Annotated in this window: 18 protein-coding genes; 2 read left to right on the top strand and 16 right to left on the bottom strand. The window is 58.0% G+C overall.

Annotation, left to right across the window (positions count from 1 at the left end):
* Window positions 1-33: 33 nt before the first annotated feature.
* From H7688_RS15475 to H7688_RS15465, 3 genes are all read right to left on the bottom strand, one after another.
* Window positions 34-1,704 (bottom strand): methyl-accepting chemotaxis protein, encoded by a 1,671-nt coding sequence (locus tag H7688_RS15475; RefSeq protein WP_246329831.1) that lies wholly within the window; start codon window positions 1,702-1,704, stop codon window positions 34-36.
* A gap of 687 nt (window positions 1,705-2,391) precedes the next feature.
* Complete coding sequence (locus H7688_RS15470) at window positions 2,392-2,637, bottom strand: DUF3553 domain-containing protein (RefSeq protein ID WP_183362077.1); 246 nt, start codon at window positions 2,635-2,637, stop codon at window positions 2,392-2,394.
* A gap of 139 nt (window positions 2,638-2,776) precedes the next feature.
* Window positions 2,777-2,977, bottom strand: a complete 201-nt coding sequence (locus tag H7688_RS15465) for a cold-shock protein (RefSeq protein WP_183362076.1) — start codon at window positions 2,975-2,977, stop codon at window positions 2,777-2,779.
* A gap of 529 nt (window positions 2,978-3,506) precedes the next feature.
* On the opposite strand from H7688_RS15465, the gene H7688_RS15460 reads away from it, so the two are divergent.
* Window positions 3,507-4,589, top strand: a complete 1,083-nt coding sequence (locus H7688_RS15460; RefSeq protein ID WP_183362075.1) for a GTP pyrophosphokinase — start codon at window positions 3,507-3,509, stop codon at window positions 4,587-4,589.
* A gap of 269 nt (window positions 4,590-4,858) precedes the next feature.
* On the opposite strand, the gene H7688_RS15455 is transcribed toward H7688_RS15460, so the two are convergent.
* Window positions 4,859-6,004 carry a DEAD/DEAH box helicase gene (locus H7688_RS15455; RefSeq protein WP_183362074.1) on the bottom strand — a complete coding sequence of 382 codons (1,146 nt, stop codon included), beginning with the start codon at window positions 6,002-6,004 and terminating at the stop codon, window positions 4,859-4,861.
* A 418-nt stretch (window positions 6,005-6,422) separates the two neighbouring features.
* Here H7688_RS15455 and H7688_RS15450 point away from each other — a divergent pair, with 418 nt between their 5' ends.
* Window positions 6,423-7,229, top strand: coding sequence for a ferritin family protein (locus H7688_RS15450; RefSeq protein ID WP_183362073.1), 807 nt, complete (start codon window positions 6,423-6,425; stop codon window positions 7,227-7,229).
* 130 nt (window positions 7,230-7,359) lie between these two features.
* Here H7688_RS15450 and H7688_RS15445 read toward each other — a convergent pair whose 3' ends face one another.
* The 12 genes from H7688_RS15445 to H7688_RS15390 form a co-directional block, all read right to left on the bottom strand.
* Window positions 7,360-7,677, bottom strand: a complete 318-nt coding sequence (locus H7688_RS15445) for a hypothetical protein (RefSeq protein WP_183362072.1) — start codon at window positions 7,675-7,677, stop codon at window positions 7,360-7,362.
* Window positions 7,678-8,954: 1,277 nt separating this feature from the next.
* Window positions 8,955-9,530: a transglutaminase-like domain-containing protein gene (locus H7688_RS15440; RefSeq protein WP_183362071.1), complete on the bottom strand. Its 576-nt coding sequence runs from the start codon at window positions 9,528-9,530 to the stop codon at window positions 8,955-8,957.
* 403 nt (window positions 9,531-9,933) lie between these two features.
* Window positions 9,934-11,742, bottom strand: a complete 1,809-nt coding sequence (locus tag H7688_RS15435; protein WP_183362070.1) for an aldehyde ferredoxin oxidoreductase family protein — start codon at window positions 11,740-11,742, stop codon at window positions 9,934-9,936.
* Complete coding sequence (locus tag H7688_RS15430) at window positions 11,739-12,440, bottom strand: 4Fe-4S dicluster domain-containing protein (RefSeq protein ID WP_183362069.1); 702 nt, start codon at window positions 12,438-12,440, stop codon at window positions 11,739-11,741. Before H7688_RS15430 ends, H7688_RS15435 begins: the two co-directional genes overlap by 4 nt.
* Before the next feature lie 46 nt (window positions 12,441-12,486).
* Window positions 12,487-13,680: a carboxymuconolactone decarboxylase family protein gene (locus H7688_RS22520; RefSeq protein ID WP_209006550.1), complete on the bottom strand. Its 1,194-nt coding sequence runs from the start codon at window positions 13,678-13,680 to the stop codon at window positions 12,487-12,489.
* A gap of 21 nt (window positions 13,681-13,701) precedes the next feature.
* The gene (locus tag H7688_RS15420) at window positions 13,702-14,193 is read right to left on the bottom strand and encodes a hypothetical protein (protein ID WP_183362068.1); all 492 of its coding nucleotides are present in this window, start codon (window positions 14,191-14,193) and stop codon (window positions 13,702-13,704) included.
* Between the two features lie 229 nt (window positions 14,194-14,422).
* Window positions 14,423-15,406, bottom strand: coding sequence for an aldo/keto reductase (locus H7688_RS15415; RefSeq protein WP_183362067.1), 984 nt, complete (start codon window positions 15,404-15,406; stop codon window positions 14,423-14,425).
* A 96-nt stretch (window positions 15,407-15,502) separates the two neighbouring features.
* Entirely contained in the window at window positions 15,503-16,354 is an 852-nt protein-coding gene (locus H7688_RS15410) for an aldo/keto reductase (RefSeq protein ID WP_183362066.1), read from the bottom strand.
* 30 nt (window positions 16,355-16,384) lie between these two features.
* Window positions 16,385-17,626, bottom strand: coding sequence for a multidrug effflux MFS transporter (locus tag H7688_RS15405; protein ID WP_183362065.1), 1,242 nt, complete (start codon window positions 17,624-17,626; stop codon window positions 16,385-16,387).
* Between the two features lie 20 nt (window positions 17,627-17,646).
* Window positions 17,647-18,267 carry a flavodoxin family protein gene (locus tag H7688_RS15400; RefSeq protein ID WP_183362064.1) on the bottom strand — a complete coding sequence of 207 codons (621 nt, stop codon included), beginning with the start codon at window positions 18,265-18,267 and terminating at the stop codon, window positions 17,647-17,649.
* Window positions 18,268-18,289: 22 nt separating this feature from the next.
* Entirely contained in the window at window positions 18,290-19,477 is a 1,188-nt protein-coding gene (locus H7688_RS15395; RefSeq protein ID WP_183362063.1) for an iron-containing alcohol dehydrogenase, read from the bottom strand.
* A gap of 61 nt (window positions 19,478-19,538) precedes the next feature.
* Window positions 19,539-20,519 carry an aldo/keto reductase gene (locus H7688_RS15390; protein ID WP_183362062.1) on the bottom strand — a complete coding sequence of 327 codons (981 nt, stop codon included), beginning with the start codon at window positions 20,517-20,519 and terminating at the stop codon, window positions 19,539-19,541.
* Between the last annotated feature and the right edge of the window lie 85 nt (window positions 20,520-20,604).

Raw genomic sequence — 20,604 nt, 5'->3', positions numbered from 1 at the left:
GGCAAACCCGCGCAAGGGAACACCAGCAAAATTTCAGTATGCCTCGAAGGCCTCAGGGTCGTTGTGATGCGGGCCGATGTCGACGCCGCGTTTTGCTCCGGACCGCGATACCGTGGCCTTTGGAACGCGATGGGAAGCCGGAACCGCCTGGGGTTGCTGCGCCTGCCTCGGGGACGGTGCTCCGGGGATGCGGCTGTTCCCTGCCATCTTGAAGAAGCTGACACTTGACTGCAGTACCTCAGCCTGAGAGCTCAGTTCTTCGGCAGTCGAGGCCGTCTCCTCGCTGGCAGAGGCATTCTGCTGAATGATTTGATCGAGTTGCCGTATCGCCTTGTTGATCTGCTCTGCCCCGATCCCCTGTTCACGGCTCGCTGCGCTGATCTCCTGAACCAGTTCGGCTGTTTTCAGGATGTCGGGTACCAATCGAACCAGCATCTCCCCCGCCTTCTCCGCGACATCGACGCTGGTAGCGGAGAGCTCCGAAATCTCTACCGCCGCCTTGTGGCTGCGCTCGGCAAGCTTCCGGACCTCCTCTGCCACCACGGCGAACCCTTTACCATGAGCACCGGCCCGAGCCGCCTCGATCGCGGCATTCAGCGCAAGAAGGTTGGTCTGGCGGGCGATCTCTTCAACGATGGTGATTTTCCCGGTGATCTCCCGCATGGCGTCAACTGTCTGCTCTACCGCCGTGCCGCTCTCCTTGGCACTCTCGGCACTACGCACCGCTATCTTCTCAGTCTGTAGCGCGTTCTCCGCATTGTGACGGATGTTCGAGCTCATTTGTTCCATACTGCTGGATACTTCTTCCGCGGCCGCAGCCTGTTCGCTGGCCCCCTGGCTCATCGCAGTCGAACTCGTCGAAAGCTCCACGCTCCCTGCTGCAACATTGTTGGAGGCACTCTGCACCGAGGCAACAACCTCTTTCAGGTTTCTGACCATCTCGTTTAGGGCTTGGGCCAGTTGTCCGACCTCATCCCTGCTATCCACGGCAAGGGTCCTGCTCAGGTCGCCCTGGGAGACTGCATGGGCAAAATCCACCCCTTTGCGAAGCGGAGCCGTAATCATCCGGGAGATGAAGAAACCAAGGAGCATCGCGAGAGCCATCCCCCCCGCAGCGGTTCCTAACATAAACACGGTCGCTTCACGTGCTATCTCCGCATTCTTTTCCGCGGTGAGCCTGGCCTGGCCAACCTTCGAGTCGACCAACCGGTCCAGCACCTCCTGGTAGTGCAACGCGGCCTTCTTGCCGTCCCCCTGGAGGATGTTTCGAGCCTCGTCGACTCGATCCATCCTGGCGAGTTCCATCACCTTCTCTATGTACTGGCCGTACTCAACCCTGACCTTCTTGTAATCGTCCAGCAGTTTGCGCCCCTCTGCAGTGAGCATGGTCTTTTCGACATCAGTGACTTTTTTGGAAATTCCAGACCGCAAATCCTTGATTATTCCGAGAATCTTCTCCTTTTCCGCACGGTCGCTGGTTTCCACCAGATCGCGCAGATTGATTCGAACGCGCTGGAAGGAAACAGCGATAGTACCTATCTCCTCAAGGGGGACGGTTACCTTCTCGTAGAGCAGGGTGTCGGCAGATTTGATAGTATGGATCTTAGCGGTGCCAATCCAGCCGATTCCTCCGGCGATCAGTGCCAGGAGCATGAAGGCGCTGAACAACTTTTTTCCAATACTCATACTCAGGAACATTCCCATATGCACCTCCAGTGTTGGAAATCGCCTCTGAGTGCCGCGGACTGCACCAAAGACACCGCACGAACATTTAAATTCTTTCGGTAAGTGCGCAGGAACCTTTAGGGTCGACGCAAACGTCACGGCACCGAACAGCACCGCAATAAAAGCCCCGGAATGCCCAAGGCAGCCATTACCGGATGCCACCGCAAAGCCCCAAAACCGCTGCTAGTTCGCGTTTACTTTCCAGATCCTGTCCGCAAAAGCTCGTGGTCGGGCTGCTCTTTTGGCCGACAGGATTCACCGTGGCCGCCGGCCGCTTTATTCCTGAACATAGAATGAGGGGAATGCAACGATGTAGTAAGACAGGGAGGGTGTAGGGGAGTTTTTGGTAGCACTGGACCGTGCTGCCCCGGGCTGGTTATAACCTCTTCGACGTTTCCACACAGGGAACTGCGCCGCGTGTGCCCAGGGTTGAGAAGTTGGGAATTGGGCGAAATACCTGCCAGAAAAAAATACGCGACCCCGGTGAGGGCGAGGAGGTGCTATCCGACGCCGAGGTACGCCAGCATCTGAAAATGCAGGAGCGCGTCACCCGCGCGAGGACACGCAATACTTCTGGCTCAGCAGGAGGTATCCCTTCTGCTGAGCCGGGCCCATAACATCGAAGTCGCTCCCGAGCACGATTCCCATCGTGCCGGGTGCGGACCGTTACCGCGTCGCCTTTTTAGGCTTGCTGGAGGTCTTGGCCACAACCGCCAGGCCGGCATCGGAACCCGAGAGGTACAACGTCGACAGAACCGGCACCAAACATCCCCAGTGGGAATTAGCTATCTTCCGGGTCGTTCCGTCGTTGAAATGGACAGTCGCTCTGAGGGAAGTCAACTCGACCACCTTGCCGACGCCCCAAGCGCTCGCCTCGGAATGGCTTACTACGTCACCTCGTTTGATGGACATTTTTCTTCTCCTAACTTGGTTGACGCTGTACGTAGCCGGCAGATGAAAAAAACAAGGCCCCTGATGAACTTCAGGGGCCTCGGCCCGTTGCAACGATGATGGGACGGCTGAAGATTTCTGCCGTTTTCGGCTGGTGGTTCTAGATCTTTCTCACGTTCGCAGCCTGCAGACCTTTCGGCCCTCTGGCCACATCGAAGGTGACTTCATCGCCTTCAGCCAAGGATTTGAACCCGTCGCCGCTGATAGCGGAAAAGTGGCAAAAAACGTCCTCGCCATTTTCCTGCTCGAGAAAGCCAAACCCTTTGCTGTCGTTAAACCATTTCACTCTTCCGTTTGCCATGTGCTTTCTGTCTCCAAAATTTTCTGATTCGATTCGAAATATTTCCTAATACTGTCAGACGTTAACAGCTTTGAAGGTATAAAGCAAGGTATTTGCCTATCAGAAATAACAGTAAAAGCGGCAGGCTGGTGAGCTTTAATCCTTAAAATACCTATCAAGGCCGTCACAATATCAATCGTTCCTGCGGCTTGTACCAATTTACCAGGTTCAAAAGAACGGATGGAATCCACCTACCAAGAATATTATTGCCATTACATTTGTAGACCTGCATTATGGACCGGCGCTTTATCAGGTGCATCTTCTGGATGCGAACATTTAAAGCAGCAACCCATGAGGTCTGGCGGGATGTGGACCTTCAGCCAGGTGCGCTGCAGCGCTTGGCACCCGAGTAGAAACACGAATGGCCATTAAGGCCGCAGCACAACGCCGGCAGTTGCAGGGACCGTTCAAGCCGAGGCTGACTGCCTCGCCAATTCCCTCTCCGTGCCGGTCTCTCAACCTCAGCTCTGCGAATAAGGACCGATCGGTAATGGCTTCTCTGGATTTTGAACAGGAAAAAAACAACTTCAACGAATTTTATGAAGGGAGCCAGAAGCTCCTCATTGACGCCAAGAACGCATACATCCGCATTATCCGCGCGCTTTTCGCGCGCTCCGATGTGGAAGTGACCAAAATACAGGGGCGGGTGAAAGACAAAGAGGAATGCATCAGAAAATTTCACCGCAAGTATCTCGCCAAACTCGAAGCCGATGAGCAGCCGTACCAGATCAGGGACTACATATCCGACCTGATCGCGATCCGCATCGTCTGCCTCTACAAGGACCAGATCCCCGCGGTCTCCGAGGTGTTGCAACAGCACTTCAAGATTCTCGACATCACCGACAAGATATCGGCACTGGAGAGTACCGAGGACTCCTTCGGCTACAAGGGGTTGCACCTCGACCTGGCCCTAAGCAACGAGATGGCATCCCATCCGAAGAACCTTCCCTACCAGGAATTCCCCTTCGAGGTGCAGATCAGGTCGCTGGTCCAGGATGCCTGGAGCGTACTGGACCATAAGATCAAGTACAAGAAGGCGATTCCCGTCGACCTCAAGCGCAGGATCACCGTCCTCTCCGCGCTGTTCGAGCTGGCGGACCGGGAGTTCCAGGAGATCCGCAATGCCACCGTGGAGCTGCTGCAGCAGGCGACGGTGGCGCCGGTGAGCGATACTCCAGAAGGTTCCTCAGATGACGCGGTGGGGCAAACAGCGCCGACCGTCAAGCCCAAGGCCATCAACGCCTTCAATTTTCTGCGGGTTGCCGGGCATTTCTTCCGGGATTTCGAGTTCGAGCCGACGCGGGTGGACAACCTGGTCCAGAGCATCCTGGAGCTCGACGGGGGATTTCAGAGGTCTGACCTGCACAAGTGCCTGAACGAAAACCTGAAAACCGTCCGGGACTACCGCGAAGCCTTTCTGGCCGAGAGCCCCGGCAAGACCTTCACCCCGTTCCTCACGGTCAGGCACTGTCTCTTTCTCTATGACCAGGAGAGGTTCGGGTCTATCCTCTTCAAGGGGACCAAGGAGCGCTTTGTACAGTGGCTCAAGGCAGTGCGGAGCAACCAGGGTTGACACCCGTCATCGGGTTGCGCTGCAGCCAGGGCCGGCTCCGGGGTCCGCTTCGAGGATGATGTAGAGGCCGCGCGCCGCATAGCGTGACCACAGAGGGATCTTTCAGCCAGCATCCTCAGCTCACACGGGCACCGAGGGCAGACGATAAAAGGGCTTGCGACTATCAAATCGCAAGCCCTTTTGTTTGTCTGGAGAACTCTTCAGCCACCTCCCCGCCGCCTCATCTACCGATTTCGTTTTCTCGACGGGAGCCGTTGCGGGACCGGGGCTCAGCAACCGTACAGGTCGAACTCGCTGCTGTCAATACGGGGGAGCCGCCTGCCGAGCCGTTTTTCGATGACCCTGAACTGGTGCAGGTCTTCGGGGGCAAGCAGCGTGACCGCGACACCGGCGTTCTCGGCGCGCCCGGTTCTGCCGATCCGGTGCAGGTAGTCGGTCGGCGAGCGCGGGAGTTCGTAGTTGACCACATGGGGGAGATAGGGCACGTCAATCCCGCGAGCGGCCAGGTCGGTGGCGACCAGCACCCGCAGTTCCCCGGTTTTGAAGGCAGCAAGTGCTGCGGTTCTCCCCCCCTGGCTCATGCCGCTGTGGAAAGTGGCCGCGGCGATACCGTTGTCACGCAGCTTCTTCGTCACGTTGTCGGCCCTGCGTTGCGACGAGGTGAAGACCAGCACCTGTTTCCAATCGCCGTCTTTTATCAGGAACCGCAACAGGGGACCCTTGCGGGCGGCATCGACCTCGTAGATTTTTTGGGCGATCAGCCCCGGTTCCGACGACGACTCCACAAGTTCCACCCGCAAAGGGTCCCTCAACCGGCTCGCCGCCACACCCTCCAGCTCCGCGGCGAAGGTCGCCGAGAACATGAGGTTCTGCCGTCTCTGCGGCAAAAGGGTGAGAACCTGATCGAGTTCCTCGCGGAAATCGTCCCCGTAGAGCCGGTCCGCCTCGTCCAGCACCAAGGTGGCTACGCCCGAGAGCTGGACGCTCCTTTTGGCAACCAGCTCGAGAAGCCGGCCGGGGGTGGCGACCAGGAACTCGATCCCTTTCAGGAGGATCATCTGCGGGTTGATGGCGACCCCGCCGAAGACTGCACCGGTTTTCACCCGGGGAGTCAGATGGCGGGCGAACCGGTTCGCCACCCCCTCGACCTGAGCGGCGAGTTCGCGGGTCGGCACCAGGACCAATACCCTGAGGGTCTTCTGCTCCTCGGGAGCCTGGGAACGGATGAGCTGCAGCAAGGGGAGCACGAAGGCGGCAGTTTTGCCCGAGCCGGTCTTCGCGATGGCGAGGAGATCCCTCCCCTTAAGGATTGCGGGAATCACCCTTTTCTGAATCGGGTACGGGTGCTGGAAGTCGGGCTGGTCGGCGAGGGCGGTCAAAAGCTCGGGGTGCAGGCCAAGAGAGGCAAACGACATCGGTGGAACTCCTGTAGGTGAGCACGAAAAAACCACAGGAAGTCTCGTGGTTCACTCCAGTGCTTATAGCACGCGGAGAGCCCCGGCGACAATCGCTTTCCTATCCCCGGGTACCGAGAAAGATGGTAAGCCAGATCATCAGTCTCGACCAAAAGTGTTGTTTCAGGACCTGGCACCATGAAGTTTCCGAATCGTCCGCTCTCAAGGATTTCTCCCTCCCCTTCAAGGGGAGGGTCGGGGTGGGGATGGGGCCAGTGCTCCTTCGCGCCCTCCCCGAGGCAGCCGGCACCGTGAAGCCGGTGGCAACGCGCCGCGCACGGGAAGCCGTTTATGTCGGAATCGACCTCACAAGCACTGGACAGTACCACCCCCGGCAGGTTATAACCTCTCCTACGTTTCGACACAGGGAGGGTTAACGATGACGGCTACTACCGGCGGAAAAGACAGCACCCGCCTCCCCTCCGATTTTTTGGCGATTCTGGATCGCTGCGCGCAGATAGAGCTCAAGTGTGCCCAGGTCTACCAGAGGTTCGCCCAGATGCACGCGGAGTTCCCGGAGATACAGACGCTGTGGTTCAAGACTGCGCGTGAAGAGGAGGCCCACGCGGCCCAGTTCAAGATGCTCGCCAAGCTGAAGCGCAGCGATGTCGTCGGCCTGTCAGTAAACGACACCGACACCCAGGCGGCGCTCGAAGCGATGGACCGTCTTCTGGAAAGGATGCGTACCGGGTACCTGGATCCGGAGCAGGCCCTGATGCTCGCCATCAAGCTGGAAAACCAGGCGGGAAAGTTCCACTCGAACTCGGTGGTGATCTGCAGGGATCCTGAGTTGAAGAAGCTCCTCGACGCCATGATGGGGCACGACCAGGATCACGAGTCCGCGCTCGTTAAGGCGCTGGCCGAGATCAAGCGCAGACGGGGCAGCGGGCTTACCGAGGCGCTGCAGTTGGTGGAACGCCTTGCCGAGCAAATTGACGGGGCAGGCCTCAGCCCGATGGACACGCTGAAGGCCGTCCTCAGGTTCGAGAACCTGGTGAGCAAGCAACTCCTCAAGAGCCAGGCAGGCAAACGGGGAACGGAGCTGCAGCTCATCCTGAAAGACATCATGGAGAAAAACAGCGCGCAGTTACAGCTTATCCACCAGAGATTGGAGCGCTTCGAGGCGGGGACAGACGGGAAGGTAGCCGAAGAACTGCGCCTGCACAGGACCGAGCGCCGACAGTAGCACTGCCCTCGATAAAAGCCTTCCTCCTCCGGGGTGAAGAGTGCCTGGGGTTAAGCCTGAAAGACTGAAAGATGTTCTTCAACTTTCATTTTTTCAGGCCTGACCCCGGACTTTTTCTGTCCCCCCCGACTTATCCCTCTTCAGCCAGGCACAGCCGTATATTCTCCGCAACCTTTTGAGCAGCCAGCGGGCGCCCCGACTGTTCGAGCACCACCATCAACTGAATTTGCAGCTTGGTGGCCTTGGCGAGCATCGCGTCCTTGGTCTCAGATTCCGGCTCTTTCTGCGCAGCCTTGCGTAAGGCGATGACTTCCTTGAAAAGCTGCACCTCAAGCGGCTCGTCGCCCGTTATCGTAACGGCATGTTCCGCCAGTTGTCTCTTCTCTTCCGGGCTACGTTCCTGCCATTCCCGGATACGCGCTTCGGCTAACAAATCAAAAATTCCCATCTAGCTCTCCTCGGCTTCCGCCTCTCCAGGCACTCCATGTGTAGTGCGTCACACGCGTTACACAGATAAACCGTTCCTAGGAAAAATCCAAGGGGATTCCGCAAAAGAAAAACATAAACTAATTCTAACGGGGATACATGGGATGCAGGGGATGAAAACAAAGCATAACCACAAGCATGACCACAGGGGACACGGAGGAAAAGCCAAACCTCAGGCAAAGAGAGGAAACCCGTAATAAACCGAAAATTCGGGATCGGCTTAATTGCCCCCCCCCTCGTTGATCAAAGCACCTCGGGTGAAGCCTTGGAGGACGCCGATTATTCTCAGCGACCTCGGCGTTATGGTTACGCACGCGACCAGCGACTATCGGATCCCTCAGCTAAGCTAAAATCTTTGCGACTAAGCTCCACGTCCCCACGCTTACGCAAACCCCGCCGCACGTAAGCCCGATGTCCCCACACGTAAGCCCCAAGCCTCCAATCGTAAGCTACATGTCCCTACGCTTAAGCCATACGTCCCTAGCCTTAAGCTACACGCCCCCTTGCTTAAGCTAGAATCCCCATCGTTAAGCTAAGTGACAGCTTACTTAAGCTAAGTGACAGCTTACTTAAGCTAAGTGACAGCTCACTTAAGCTAAGTGACAGCTCACTTAAGCTAATTGCCAGGTACTTTAAGCTAACTGCCACCTGGTTTAAGTAATTCACGGTCTCGCCGGGGCCAAATTCTGTTCTTGCACCGCAAAATACCCGCGCGAAATCTAAAATGCAGGCGTCGAAAAGCTCTGTCGGGACTTTGTTAAGATTAAAATGGAGGCGATTGGCGAGTTGCCAGGGTGAAAATGCCTGATCGCCACGTTCTCGGGTTTGTTTGTCCTGGTCCCTCGGCAATCGATCCGGTTTTTTAAGCTAAAGCAGGGGTCACTTAGCTTATGTCACACCATACATAACAAAAAGCTGGTGTCACTTTGCTTAAACGTGGTGTGCGTTAAGAAATGCGAGGTGCTTAGCGGTGGGAAGACGGAGCCGGAAATAAAAAACCCGGCAGTTTTAATCACAACAGACAGGAACCGAAAAATAAGCACTGCGGTCAAGATGTGACCTGCCTGGGTTGATCCCCATCCCCCTCCTGTCCTCCCCCTTGAAGGGGGAGGGACCACTGGCGGAAGATCAGCGCTAAGCAGGGAAGCGTTAACGCTTCAAACGGTACAGAACTTTTTCTGGCTGGTGTGCAGAGCTTCCTGGCCGGGGTGCAGAGAGTTCGCTTAGGGAACTGTCTCTTTACCTGGGCAAGAGCTCGATGTCGGGGAGGTTGTGGTAGAGCTCGAGGTAGTCGTCGTGGCGACGCAGGGCAGCTAGCACGCACTCCAACGGCTCGGGCCAGATCTCGGGGAGGTCGGCTTCGGCTGGGTCCAGGATGGGAAAGGCGAGGCGCTCGACGGGCGGGGTGAACTGGGAATCGATACCTTCCTTGTTGCCGCGCGAGTCGATGCGGTACCAACCGTAGTCGGGGAGCAGGACGGCGTTCAGGCCATGCAGACAGTAGGGAGCACCGCTGCCATCGAGGCTCAGGCGCTGGTAACAAAAGCCGGCCGGGATGCCGTTAGCGCGTAACAGGGCGGCCAGCAGGTGGCTCTTGGCGTAGCAGTAGCCGGTGCGGTGTGACAGGGCGTCGGAGGCCTTCCAGGTGACCGGGTTCAGCTTGTAGTCCGAGCTGTGGCGTATCTCGTCGCGCACCCACTCAAAGCAGTGCTGGGCCGTCTGCTGGACGGACGGGGAACCGTTGGCAAGAGTAGCCGCAAGGGACAGGATTTCCGGGTGCTGCCAGTCGATAACTTCGGATACTGCGAGATACATAAAGACCTCACCACAAAGGACACAGGGGAAAAGCCACACCTCAGGCAAAGAGAGGAAAATCCTTTATACCAAAAAACGCGGACTGAACCTCAGAAAAACAACAGGGATGAAGGGGATGAAGGGGATACGGCGGGAATCAACCATGAGCCTAAACCTGTAACCACGGAGGACATAGAGGGGCCCAAAGGAAAAGCTACACCTCAAATATTGCAAAACCCGGTACCTCTCCACGGCTTCATTTTCCAGAAAACTTCTGATACTTCCTGGAATACAAAAACCCCGACAGCCTGTTCGGCTGCCGGGGTTTGGTTTGTCTTTGGAGCGGGAAACGGGATTCGAACCCGCGGCCTTCAGCTTAAGAATGCGCCCTTTCAACCTCATCACCAAAGATAAACCAAAAGACTTAGCTGCTCAAACCATCCAGCCCGAGTTCCTTTAGCTTCACTTTTTCTGGGCTGGAGGTTTTCGGGTCCCATCCGCGCTCCCTGTAATACTCGGTAAGGGTTGTCTCGAAGAGATCCCGGTCGAGCACTGCTCCCTTCTTGGGCCCAACGGTGAAAGCGTCTTCAAAGAAGCGGTCAGGCAGCCTGTCGTCTTCACGGCGGAACCCCTCACGGTAGTTGAACATCTTCTCCAAGTTGAAGATCCTCTCGCCCGTTTTTTCAAACTCTGCCTTGTCGAACGTTCGTCCAGTTATCGCACTCAGCAGGGAAAGCATAGGCTCTTCCAGGGCTGGTTCGAAGGTCGGGAAAAAGCACATGCCGGTCGAATCAAGCATCGCCCGCCTGTTCTGCATGGCAGCACTGTCTCCGCTCATGTGGCAAGCTCCCCTCGAAGCGGTTGCGTAGGAAAGCCCCCGGGGCGGGTTGGCCTGAATGTTGTGAGCGGCCAGCTCAAGCCCCTTCACATGGATAGCGAACTTCTCGCTCCCTTTACCGATCTGCCAGGCGAGCGCTCGTACACCCTCGGCGGCCAGTGCTCCCACACCCTCTTTGGCGGCGATCTTCTCTATCATGGCAAGGGTCGCATCGACGCTCCCCCATTTGAGATCTATACCGTCCAGAAAGCTCCGGCTTATCATCCCGCGCTCGTAGGCCTCCATGAGAAAACCGATGACGTTTCCGGTGGAGATCTGATCCAGCCCGAGATCGTCGATGGTGGTGATCGCCTTCAGCAGGCCCGCCATGTCGGATATCAGCAGATTTGAGCCAAGCATGACCCCGGTCTCGTACTCGGGGCCATCGTGGACAACCCCACCGTATTTCCCCCTGGTCATCCCGCTCTTTTTGCAGGCCAGCGGGCAGCAGTAACAGGCGATGTCTCGCACCCAGACGTCGCGCCTTGCCGCTTCCCCGCCGATCTTCTCGGCTTCGCTAAAGGTTCCTTCCCGGTAGTTACGGACAGACTCGGTCCCGGCCTTACTGTTACCAACGATGCCCCGGGCCGTTCCTTGTTCAGCCCACGATTTGGCGTACGCCGAACCATTGAGGACCTTCCTGGCCTTTTCTAGCGCCGAAAGAAACCCGGCATGGTCGGCGACACCGGGCTGCCCGGTACCCCGCACCGCAATCGCCTTAAGGTTCTTTGAGCCCATGACACAGCCGGAGCCTCCCCTGCCGGCGGCCCTCCCGGCGGTATGCAGGATGCTGGAGTAGGGGACGAGGTTCTCCCCGGCAGGCCCGATATAGACGGTTTTAAATTTGCGGTCGCCCAGTTCTTCAAGAATCGCCCTGTCAAAGGCGTCCGTTCGCATCCCCTTGAACTTGCCGGCGTCGCGGATCTCCACCTTTGCGTCATCGATCACCAGGTAGGAAAGCGCCGGTGCCTTGCCGGTTATGACAATCCCGTCGTAGCCGGCAAAACGGATTTCAGGTCCGAAAAACCCACCCATGTTCGAGTAGGTAACGGTCGAGGCATGGGAATGGTCGCTTTTCCGGGGAGCCGTGATGGGCGACTTGGTCACCACGCAGGTTCGGGAGGAGGAAGGGACCGGAAGTCCCGAGAACGGTCCCGGCATGAAGAGGAGGGGGTTTTCCGGAGATAGCGCGTCGACTCCCGGCCTCTTGAGCCGGTCCCAAAGAATCTTGATACCAAGCCCCTGCCCCCCGACGAAGTTGTCGAAATCTTCCGGGGGAATGGGTATCTTCTGGGACTTCCCCGTGGAGAGGTCCACGCTGAGGACAACACCGTGATATCCAGCCTTACTGCTCATTTCAAACCTCCGAAATCGGCCGTTCCGTACCAGTTCCTGGCCAGTTGGGCTGCAATTTTTTCAGGGCCTTGCCCGTAGAATTTCCTGTTGTTTCGGACTTCAACGTACGACAGTGCCGAGAACGGACATTTTTTCACGCACTGCGGGTCGCCACCGCACAGTGTGCACATCCTCTCCGGCTTTCCCGTTGCCGGGTTTGGGCTGATCGTCCCGGTCCTTTGCGAGGCACAGGCCCAGGCGCAACTGCGGCATCCGATGCAGCGAGCCGAATCGTTGCGGATGGTATGGGTCGCTTCGTCCCGGTACAGGGCACGCCGGCCGGTTTCGCCGTCAGGCTCAACCCGGCAGGCCCTGACGCAAGGGGTGTCGGCACACATGGCACAGACGTTGGCCACGTCCACATCGGGATTGAAGTTGTGGAGCCTGATGTTTGCATAATAAGGATTGCCAAGTCCCGGCAACTCCTTACCGCCGACCGGCACCGGATGGTTGCTCGCAGAGCAGGCAGTTTCACAGGTGCGGCAACCAGTACACTTGCTGTAATCCACCAGCACCATTTTAAGGACGGGCTCTCCTGAGAGAGCCCAGGCAGCGGAATGAATCCCAAACTGGCCGAGCAAAACAAGGGACCCGGCACCCAACCCACACCCCTTCAGAAACTGTCGGCGGCTGTAGCCGCCTTCATCGTTAGCCTTCATCTTGATCCCCCTTTCATTATGGCAGTCATTAGCCTTCTACCCGCGATCAGTCCGGTAGCCGGTTGTATGCCTCGTCGGACACCGGCTCAAGCCATTCGGTGGATCCTCCATCTGCCGGGACTTCCACTGCCACATGCGAGAACCAGCTGTCCTTCGTAGCTCCGTGCCAGTGCCTGGTTTCCGGAGGGATGTTCACCACGTCGCCGGCGCGGAGCTCTCGGGCCGGTTTTCGCCATTCCTGGTACCACCCGCGTCCGCCGGTGACGAGCAGAATCTGCCCCCCCTTGTGGTGGATATGCCAGAAATTGCGGCAGCCGGGCTCGAAGGTCACGTTGTCTATAAAAACACGTTCCGTGGTCAGCATGTTGAGGTAGCTGGTGCCGGTAAAGTATTTGGCATACTTCTCGTTGATCTCTCCCCGAGGAAAGAGCCCGCCGTCTGGCATTTCAGCGCGCCGCGGGCTCTCCTTCGCTCCGTGTACGGCACTCTTCGGCTGGTTCGCCACCGGGCCGCCAGCAACCGTCACAGGTTTCCTGGAGGCCAACACCCGTTCAAGAACGGCACCGGCATTCTCCGCAACCTTCGGACCGCACTGTAGGTGCAGGACACCGACAACCTCCCGCAGTTGTTCCGGTGTCAGGCCGTTGTGCAGAGCAATGGCCACATGACCCTGCAATTGGGGATTAACACCCTCGATAGTGGCCAAAGCGGCCACTGTTGCCACTTCGCGGTCTTGCCACGTCAGCACGTCGCGCTGGAAGATGTCGCCAAAGAGGTGGGCCTTCAAGAACCTGTCGATTTCCGGGGCGAACTCGTAAAGCGGCCCGGCCACCGGTTGGCCGACCAGCTTGGTCTGGTTCTCCGTACCAAGTTCCAGGCTGCTTTTGTTGGCCGGCATGGGGCTTGACGCGTTTCCCTCCCGGTCCCTGATCCCTTTTTTTCCCCGCTCGTCCAGCACGGCCATAAAGGTGCCAAGGCCGTTCAGGCTGCGGGGAAAGCCGGCGTACGCATACAGCTGAACGAGGATTTCCTTGACCTCACCCACGGTTAGTCCGGCATCGAGTCCCTCGTTCAGTGCGACCCGCAGCCTGTCGAGATCGCCGTTGGCAGTAAAGGAGGCGATCGGGATGATCGCCCGCTGTTTTGCATTCAAATGGTTTTGCATGATGTGCGCCTCCGAAATGGCCGTATCGATCAGCATCAGGACACCGGCGAATGCCAGGACAAGGAACGTTTTCATGTCAAATTGCTCCCCACAGCGCTACTCCCCGGCCTCGCCGGGGAGTCGTACGACGACGATATGGATGACCGTGTCCCACGCGTTGTGGATGCCGACCAACAGCAGGGCGAGGACGCCCGCTCCGACGGCAAAAAGCGCCGGGCAGGAGTAAGTCCACAGGAACAGTGCGGCAACGGAGATGGTCGCGTAGGCGATCCCGGGCAGCAGTGCATACCAGATCCAGTCCGCCCGCTCCGGTTTGTAGTAGGTCTGGCGGCGGGCGCGACGGATGACGGTGGCCTCGTAGGCGAGCCCGCCCAGGCCGAAAAGGCCAAGCACGAGCGCCGCGGCGCACAGCGAAGACCATGGGGCGTTCATGATGGCCGCGGCCAGCAGAGCGCTTCCCAACTGGACCACGGTCGGCGTCGCGAAGGCGCTGATGGTTTCTGCCGGGGCAGGCCGGCGCAGGTTGGCGATCAGAGTGATCACCACGAACTGAATGGCGATGACCGCAGCGGCGGCCGAACCGACCATGACGTAAAAGTTCTGCCAAGCAGAGAGTAATGGCATGGCCACGTGAGTCATTGAGTTTGTCCCCTTGCAATGTCTCCTTCATCCGGGCGCCCCGCCCGTTCGCTACCCGCACTTTCCGGCTTCAGTCAGGCAGCGCACCGCCATTCAGTGCTCGGAGAAGACCGACGTAGGGGACGAACCGGGCGATAACGTTCAGCAGGAGTTCCTTGTCGCTGTCGATATGCCGGTTTCACCGTCCCACGCGCTGCTGCAAGTGGGCAGGGTAGCGATCCCCATGTACCTCGATCTTGGCGAGGGCGTCCGCGATGCCCTTGAGCTCGTCGGAGGTCAGTTCCACGGCGGCCGCACCGAGGTTCTCCTCAAGGCGGTGCAGCTTGGTGGTCCCGGGGATCGGCACGATCCACGGCTTTTGGGCCAGCACCCAGGCCAGGGCGATCTGGGCCGGTGCCGCCTGCTTGTCGGCAGCGATATCCCTGACCAATTTGACCAGCGCCTGGTTGGCATCGAGATTCTCCGGAGAAAAACGGGGAACGATGCTGCGAAAATCCGAGCTGTCGAAGGTGGAGCTTTTGTCGAAACGACCGGTCAAAAAGCCCTTTCCCAGGGGACTGAAGGGGACGAAGCCGATGCCGAGTTCCTCAAGGACCGGCAATAGTTCGTCTTCGGGCTGTCGCCACATCATCGAGTACTCACTTTCAACGGCAGTAACCGGCAGTATCGCATGAGCTCGGCGTATGCTCCCCACTCCTGCCTCTGACAAGCCGAAGTGCTTTACCTTCCCCTCGGCGATCAAGTCCCTGATTGTGCCGGCAACCTCTTCAATGGGAACGTTCGGGTCGACCCGGTGCTGGTAGTAAAGGTCGATCGCCTCGACCCGAAGCCGCTTGAGGGATCCCTCTGTCACCTGCCGGATGTACTCGGGCCGGCTGTTGAGAACCTGCTGCTTGTCGGTGCGCCCAAGTTCAAATCCGAACTTGGTGGCGATGACCACCTGCTCGCGGATAGGCTCAAGAGCCTCGCCCACGATTTCCTCATTCTCCGTGCCGTAAATCTGGGCGGTATCGAAGAAGGTCACGCCGCGCTCCGCTGCAGCCCTGATCAGCGCAACAGCCTCCTTCCTGTCGGTTGCCGGACCGTACCCATGACTGAGTCCCATCGCTCCGTAACCGATTGCTGAGACTTCCAGAACCTTCCCTAGAACTCTTTTTTGCATGACGTGCTCTCCTTTTAAGGTTGCACCACAGGAACTCACGCTCTGGTTTCCCCGGCGAGAGTATTACCCCCTGCAGCCCTGCCTTTCCCCTGTCGCTTAGAGCTCGAGTTTTCTCTCTCCCAGCCACTTGACCATCGCCGGGTCGCGGTGGTCGAAGAAGCTGCTCTGTTTCCGATCCAGCGTCGCTATGGCCGACATGTCCTCAGTGCTCAGGGTGAAATCGAGCACATCGAAATTCTCCCTCATCCGTTCCGGGCGAACCGATTTGGGGATTGCGACAATCCCTCTCTGCGTCAGCCAGCGCAGGACGATCTGGGCGATCGTTTTGCCGTACTTGCTGCCAATGGACCGCAACACGTCATTATTAAAGATGTCGTTCTTCCCTTCGGCAAAGGGTCCCCAGGATTCTATTTGCACCCGGTTCTCATCGAGGAATTTGTGGACGTCGACTTGCTGGCAGAAAGGGTGGACCTCGACTTGATTGACGGCAGGTAGCACCTCATTGTGTACGATGAGGTCCATCACCCGGTCCGGGTGAAAATTGCTTATCCCGATCGCCCTGATTTTTCCGGAGCGGTAGAGTTCCTCCATTGCCCGCCAAGAGCCGTAGATGTCTCCGAAAGGCTGGTGAATCAGGTAGAGGTCAAGGTAATCGAGCTGCAGCTTGTTCAGCGATTTTTCGAAGGCTTGCTTGGTGTTATGGTAGCCAGCGTCCTGGATCCACAGCTTGGTGGTAACGAAAAGCTCTTCCCGCGCAATGCCACTTTTCCTCACTGCATTGCCGACAGCCACTTCGTTCAGGTACGCGGCTGCGGTGTCGATCAAGCGGTAGCCGACCCCGAGGGCTTCGGAGACGCTCCTTTCACACTCTTCAGCATCGGGCACCTGGTACACTCCGAACCCGAGAATGGGCATCTCAACCCCGTTATTCAGAATAACCTTTTCCATAATCGATTCTCCTTTAGGCTGAAAGAGCGGCTATTTCTGCTCTTTTGAAGGGAGCAAAAGTATCATCGAGAGCAGACAGCCGACGCCGCTCAGGGCAACTACCAAGCCCAGCGGCCACGGTGTACCGTTAGACCACAGCCCCACGAGTCCAGAACCGAAGATGCCGCTGCCGTACTGGACGGCCCCGGTCAAGGCCGAGACGGCTCCGGCGTTTTGAGGAAAGTCAGCCAGGGCGCCAGTAATCGAGTTGGCCACGATGAAACCTGTGGTTGAGGCAAACAGTAACAATGGTACCACTAGCCCCCACAGTCCCCCCACGCCGCTGTGAGCTGCGAAACCGGCCCATATGCCGGTGCCCAGGGCCACAATGCCTCCCACCATCAGGACGCTGTCATAACCGAAGCGGCTGACCAGCTTCCGGTTTAGGGTATTCGCCAACATGATGCCGATAATCCCGAGGCCAAACAGTAATCCGTAGCATCGAGCCGGGACGTGGTAGTAGCTGATATAGACGAAGGGTGTGCCGGCAACGTAAGCAAACATGCCGGCATAGAGAAAGCCTCCTGCCCCGAGATATCCCAGCAACCGACGCTTGGTAAGTAACTCGAAATAACGCAACAAGGCCCTGCCGAGAGGTTCCCTGTTCCGACGTTCGGCTGGCAGAGTTTCAGGGATGGTGTAGAGCGCACCCAGGGTGACCAAGCCGACTGCGACGAGAAACCAGAAGATGGCCCGCCAGCCTGACACCGCCACAATCTGCCCGCCGAGCAGCGGACCGACCAGGGGCATAACAGCCATCACCGTGATCAGGGTGGACAGCATCTGGGCGGCCCTGGTTCCCTCATAAAGGTCACGTACCATGGCACGCGAAAGGGCAACACTGGCGCAAGCACCAAGCGCTTGCACGATGCGCCAACCGATCAAGGTCATGGCATCGTTCGACAGTGCGCAGCCGGCGGACCCGATGACAAAGAGGAGCAACCCGCTACCGACCGCAAGCCGACGACCGAAGCGGTCACTGAGTGGCCCCCATAATAGCTGCCCCGAACTGAAGCCGATCAGGTAACCCGAAATGGTCCACTCGATCGTTCCGGCATTGGTCTGCAATGCCTGACTCATCAACGGCATCGCAGGCAGATAAAGATCGGTCGAGATCGATGCAAAACCCATCAACAGGCTCAGCACACCAAGCACGTACCATGTGGGCCTAGGCTCTGCCAGGGCAAAGGCGTCGGTATCTACGCATATTTCCGATTGTGTTGAATCAGTCATTACGACTCCTGGGCACGTGCCTAATGCAGCTCCACCGCAACCTTCGGAAACGGAGCAGCGACGGAGGCTGCCGCCAGCCCCCTGCCGAGCCAAGCGATAGTCTCGCCGAGGTGGCTCATGTTCCGCATTGCCTCCTCGTCTTCGCGCACCTCTTCCTGAATGCACCCGACGCCCAAGTTCCAATAGATGGAGCCGGGGACGATCATCGATGAGGTGAGGAACAGGTGATTGATGGTGTCGAAGACGTGGGTCCCCCCACCGCGTCGTACTGCCACAACCGCAGCGCCTATCTTGCCGCTGAAGGCGCCGCCGTTAGCCAAGGCGACGAAACCGGCCCGGTCGATCAGGGCCTTAAGCTCGGCGGTAACGTCGGCGAAGTAGGTCGGCGAGCCGAGTATGATCGCGTCGGCGGCGAACATCTTTTCGATGTACTGATTCATGGCGTCGCTTTCAATGGCGCACCTGCCGTTTTGCTTCTCGACGCACTTCATGCAGGCTACGCAGCCCCGCAGCGGTTTCCCGCTGACCCGCAGGTATTCCGTGTCCCAACCGGCGGCCTCCAAGGGCTCCAGGGTTTTCTTGAGCAGGATTTCCGTATTGCCGCCCGGTCTCGGGCTGCCGTTTATCGCAATTGCCTTCATTTCGCTGTCCTTTCAGGAGTGGTTAAAATGCCATCTGCATGATCTGAAGGGCCTCGTCCTTACCAATGGAGGTCAGAATGCCCAGCTTCCCGTTTTCCACCGCTTTCTCAGCCATCACGTCCAGGTCGTCAGCCTTGACACCTGCCTCGCGCAGGTTCGCCGGCATCTTGATGGCCGAGTAAAACGCTTCCAGCTTTTTAACGCCTTCTTCTGCCGCTTTGGCGTCGTCCTCCTCACGGACCTCCATGACATTGCGGGCGAATTTGGCGAATACCGGCAGGTGCTCCGGAGCGGTCCTCATGGTGTGACGCATCCAGGCAGGCGTCAAAAGCGCAAGTGTGACGCCATGGGTCATGTCGTACCTGCTGGAGAGCTCATGCCCCAAGCCGTGCAGCGGGAAGGGGAACCCCGGCTTGCCGAGCACGAACTGGAATCCGGCCAAGGCCATGGAACTGGCCCACATGATGTTGGCACGGGCGTCATAGTCCGTGGGGTTTGCCAGAATTTTGGGAGCCTCCTCAAAAACAGACTTCATGACGCCTTCGTTCATGCGGTCCTGGACGCTGGCGCCAACCTCCGGAGTGAAGTATTGCTCCATCAGGTGGCAGAGGATGTCGGCGACACCGGCCATGGAATGGTACTCCGGCACGGTGTAGGTGTACTCAGGATCGAGGATGGAAAACTTCGGATTGAGAAGGGGATGCAGGACGACCTTTTTCTTGTGGTCTTCGCCGACGGTGATGACACCTCCCATGTCCAGCTCGGAGCCGGTTCCTGCCATGGTCAGGATGGTCGCTAGCGGGGCTACTTCAGTGATTTTGGACGAGATGCCCGACTCATCCACAAAGAGATCGGTCACCGGGCCACTGTATTTCACGCCGGCAGCAATAGCCTTGCACGCGTCCAAAGTCGACCCGCCCCCTACCGCCAGGATGAAATCGCAGTCGTTTTTACGATAGATTGCGATCCCCGCCTCTACGCTTTCAATCCTCGGATTCGGCTGAATCCCGCTCAACTCCACGTGGGTAATACCAGTCTTGCGAAACTGCTCGAGGATCACCTCGTAGATGCCGTTTTGCTTGATGCTTCCGCCGCCATATGCAAGCAGCACATGTGAGCCGCCGTGGGCCTTGATCGTCTCGCCGAGGATTTCGATCTGCCCTTTGCCGAAATAAGCGGTGGTGGGAATGCTAAAAATGAAATTGTTCACGTCGTTCTCCTGTTAGGTTCGGTACCTTCTTTGAAATTAGGATGGCAGGGGTAGGACTCTGCTATTCCTCTGAGAGAGCCAAGAGCTCCTTGGAGAGTCGGTCCCCCTGGACAGCGATGCCCGCTAGTCGCCTTTCGATCTCCTGCAGGTCGGTCGGCGTCAGCTCCAGGTCGGCGGACTTTATGTTGTCTTCGATGTATTCGAGCTTATCCATGCCGGGGATCGGTACGATGAACGGCTTTTGTGCCAGAAGCCAGGCAAGTGCAATCTGCACAGTAGAGACTCCCTTGCTGCGGGCTACCTCGTTCAGCATCTCCACCAAAGGCATGTTGGCTCGCATGGCTTCCTTGGTGAACCGGGGAAAAGACGCCCGCAGGTCACTGCTGCTGTCGAACTCGGTGTCCGGGGTGATAGCACCGGTTAGAAAACCTGTGCCGAGCGGCCCCCAGGGGACGAAGCCGATTCCCAGTTCCTCGCACACCGGCAACACCTCAGCTTCCGGCTCGCGGGTCCAGATGGAATACTGATTCTGCACTGCGGCCACCGGCTGCACAGTGTGAGCGCGGCGAATGGTTTCGGCTCCTGCCTCAGACAGGCCAAAGTGTCTGACCTTTCCTGCCCGGATGAGCTCTTGCACTGCCCCCGCCACCTCTTCAATCGGCACCGTAGGGTCAACGCGATGCTGGTAAAAGAGGTCAATGTAGTCGGTCTTCAGGCGCCTCAACGAGGCCTCTGCTACCTTCTTGATGTGTTCCGGCCTGCTGTTGAGCCCCCCCTCCTCGGAAATCATCCCGAATTTCGTGGCTATGATGACCTTCTGGCGGATGGGCTCTAATGCCTGGCCGACAAGCTCCTCATTCGTGAAAGGGCCGTAGGCCTCTGCCGTATCGAAAAAGGTGATCCCCTTGTCATATCCGGCGCGGATCACCTTGACGCCTTCGCTGATGTCGACCGCCTTGCCGGTGCCGAAGCTGAGATTCATGCAGCCCATGCCGATGGCCGAAACTTCGAGGCCGCTCTTGCCCAAGTTGCGTTTTTTCATGTTGTCCTCCTCAAGACATTCGTTACTTTGGAGCATACACCTGCAGCAAAATACCAGGTATTTCGATCCTGCTTCATTTTTGCCT

This window comes from Geomonas limicola, from assembly GCF_014193675.1.
Taxonomy (GTDB): Bacteria; Desulfobacterota; Desulfuromonadia; order Geobacterales; family Geobacteraceae; genus Geomonas; species Geomonas limicola.
The sequence above is the reverse complement of the archived record's forward strand: the minus strand, read 5'-3'. Positions and strand labels throughout refer to the sequence as shown.

What these genes read in the sequence shown, in the direction of transcription:
- H7688_RS15475 (WP_246329831.1), bottom strand. Translation starts at nt 1,704, where the DNA reads ATGGGAATGTTCCTGAGTATGAGTATTGGAAAAAAGTTGTTCAGCGCC.
- H7688_RS15470 (WP_183362077.1), bottom strand. Translation starts at nt 2,637, where the DNA reads ATGTCCATCAAACGAGGTGACGTAGTAAGCCATTCCGAGGCGAGCGCT.
- H7688_RS15465 (WP_183362076.1), bottom strand. Translation starts at nt 2,977, where the DNA reads ATGGCAAACGGAAGAGTGAAATGGTTTAACGACAGCAAAGGGTTTGGC.
- H7688_RS15460 (WP_183362075.1), top strand. Translation starts at nt 3,507, where the DNA reads ATGGCTTCTCTGGATTTTGAACAGGAAAAAAACAACTTCAACGAATTT.
- H7688_RS15455 (WP_183362074.1), bottom strand. Translation starts at nt 6,004, where the DNA reads ATGTCGTTTGCCTCTCTTGGCCTGCACCCCGAGCTTTTGACCGCCCTC.
- H7688_RS15450 (WP_183362073.1), top strand. Translation starts at nt 6,423, where the DNA reads ATGACGGCTACTACCGGCGGAAAAGACAGCACCCGCCTCCCCTCCGAT.
- H7688_RS15445 (WP_183362072.1), bottom strand. Translation starts at nt 7,677, where the DNA reads ATGGGAATTTTTGATTTGTTAGCCGAAGCGCGTATCCGGGAATGGCAG.
- H7688_RS15440 (WP_183362071.1), bottom strand. Translation starts at nt 9,530, where the DNA reads ATGTATCTCGCAGTATCCGAAGTTATCGACTGGCAGCACCCGGAAATC.
- H7688_RS15435 (WP_183362070.1), bottom strand. Translation starts at nt 11,742, where the DNA reads ATGAGCAGTAAGGCTGGATATCACGGTGTTGTCCTCAGCGTGGACCTC.
- H7688_RS15430 (WP_183362069.1), bottom strand. Translation starts at nt 12,440, where the DNA reads ATGAAGGCTAACGATGAAGGCGGCTACAGCCGCCGACAGTTTCTGAAG.
- H7688_RS22520 (WP_209006550.1), bottom strand. Translation starts at nt 13,680, where the DNA reads ATGAAAACGTTCCTTGTCCTGGCATTCGCCGGTGTCCTGATGCTGATC.
- H7688_RS15420 (WP_183362068.1), bottom strand. Translation starts at nt 14,193, where the DNA reads ATGGTCGGTTCGGCCGCCGCTGCGGTCATCGCCATTCAGTTCGTGGTG.
- H7688_RS15415 (WP_183362067.1), bottom strand. Translation starts at nt 15,406, where the DNA reads ATGCAAAAAAGAGTTCTAGGGAAGGTTCTGGAAGTCTCAGCAATCGGT.
- H7688_RS15410 (WP_183362066.1), bottom strand. Translation starts at nt 16,354, where the DNA reads ATGGAAAAGGTTATTCTGAATAACGGGGTTGAGATGCCCATTCTCGGG.
- H7688_RS15405 (WP_183362065.1), bottom strand. Translation starts at nt 17,626, where the DNA reads ATGACTGATTCAACACAATCGGAAATATGCGTAGATACCGACGCCTTT.
- H7688_RS15400 (WP_183362064.1), bottom strand. Translation starts at nt 18,267, where the DNA reads ATGAAGGCAATTGCGATAAACGGCAGCCCGAGACCGGGCGGCAATACG.
- H7688_RS15390 (WP_183362062.1), bottom strand. Translation starts at nt 20,519, where the DNA reads ATGAAAAAACGCAACTTGGGCAAGAGCGGCCTCGAAGTTTCGGCCATC.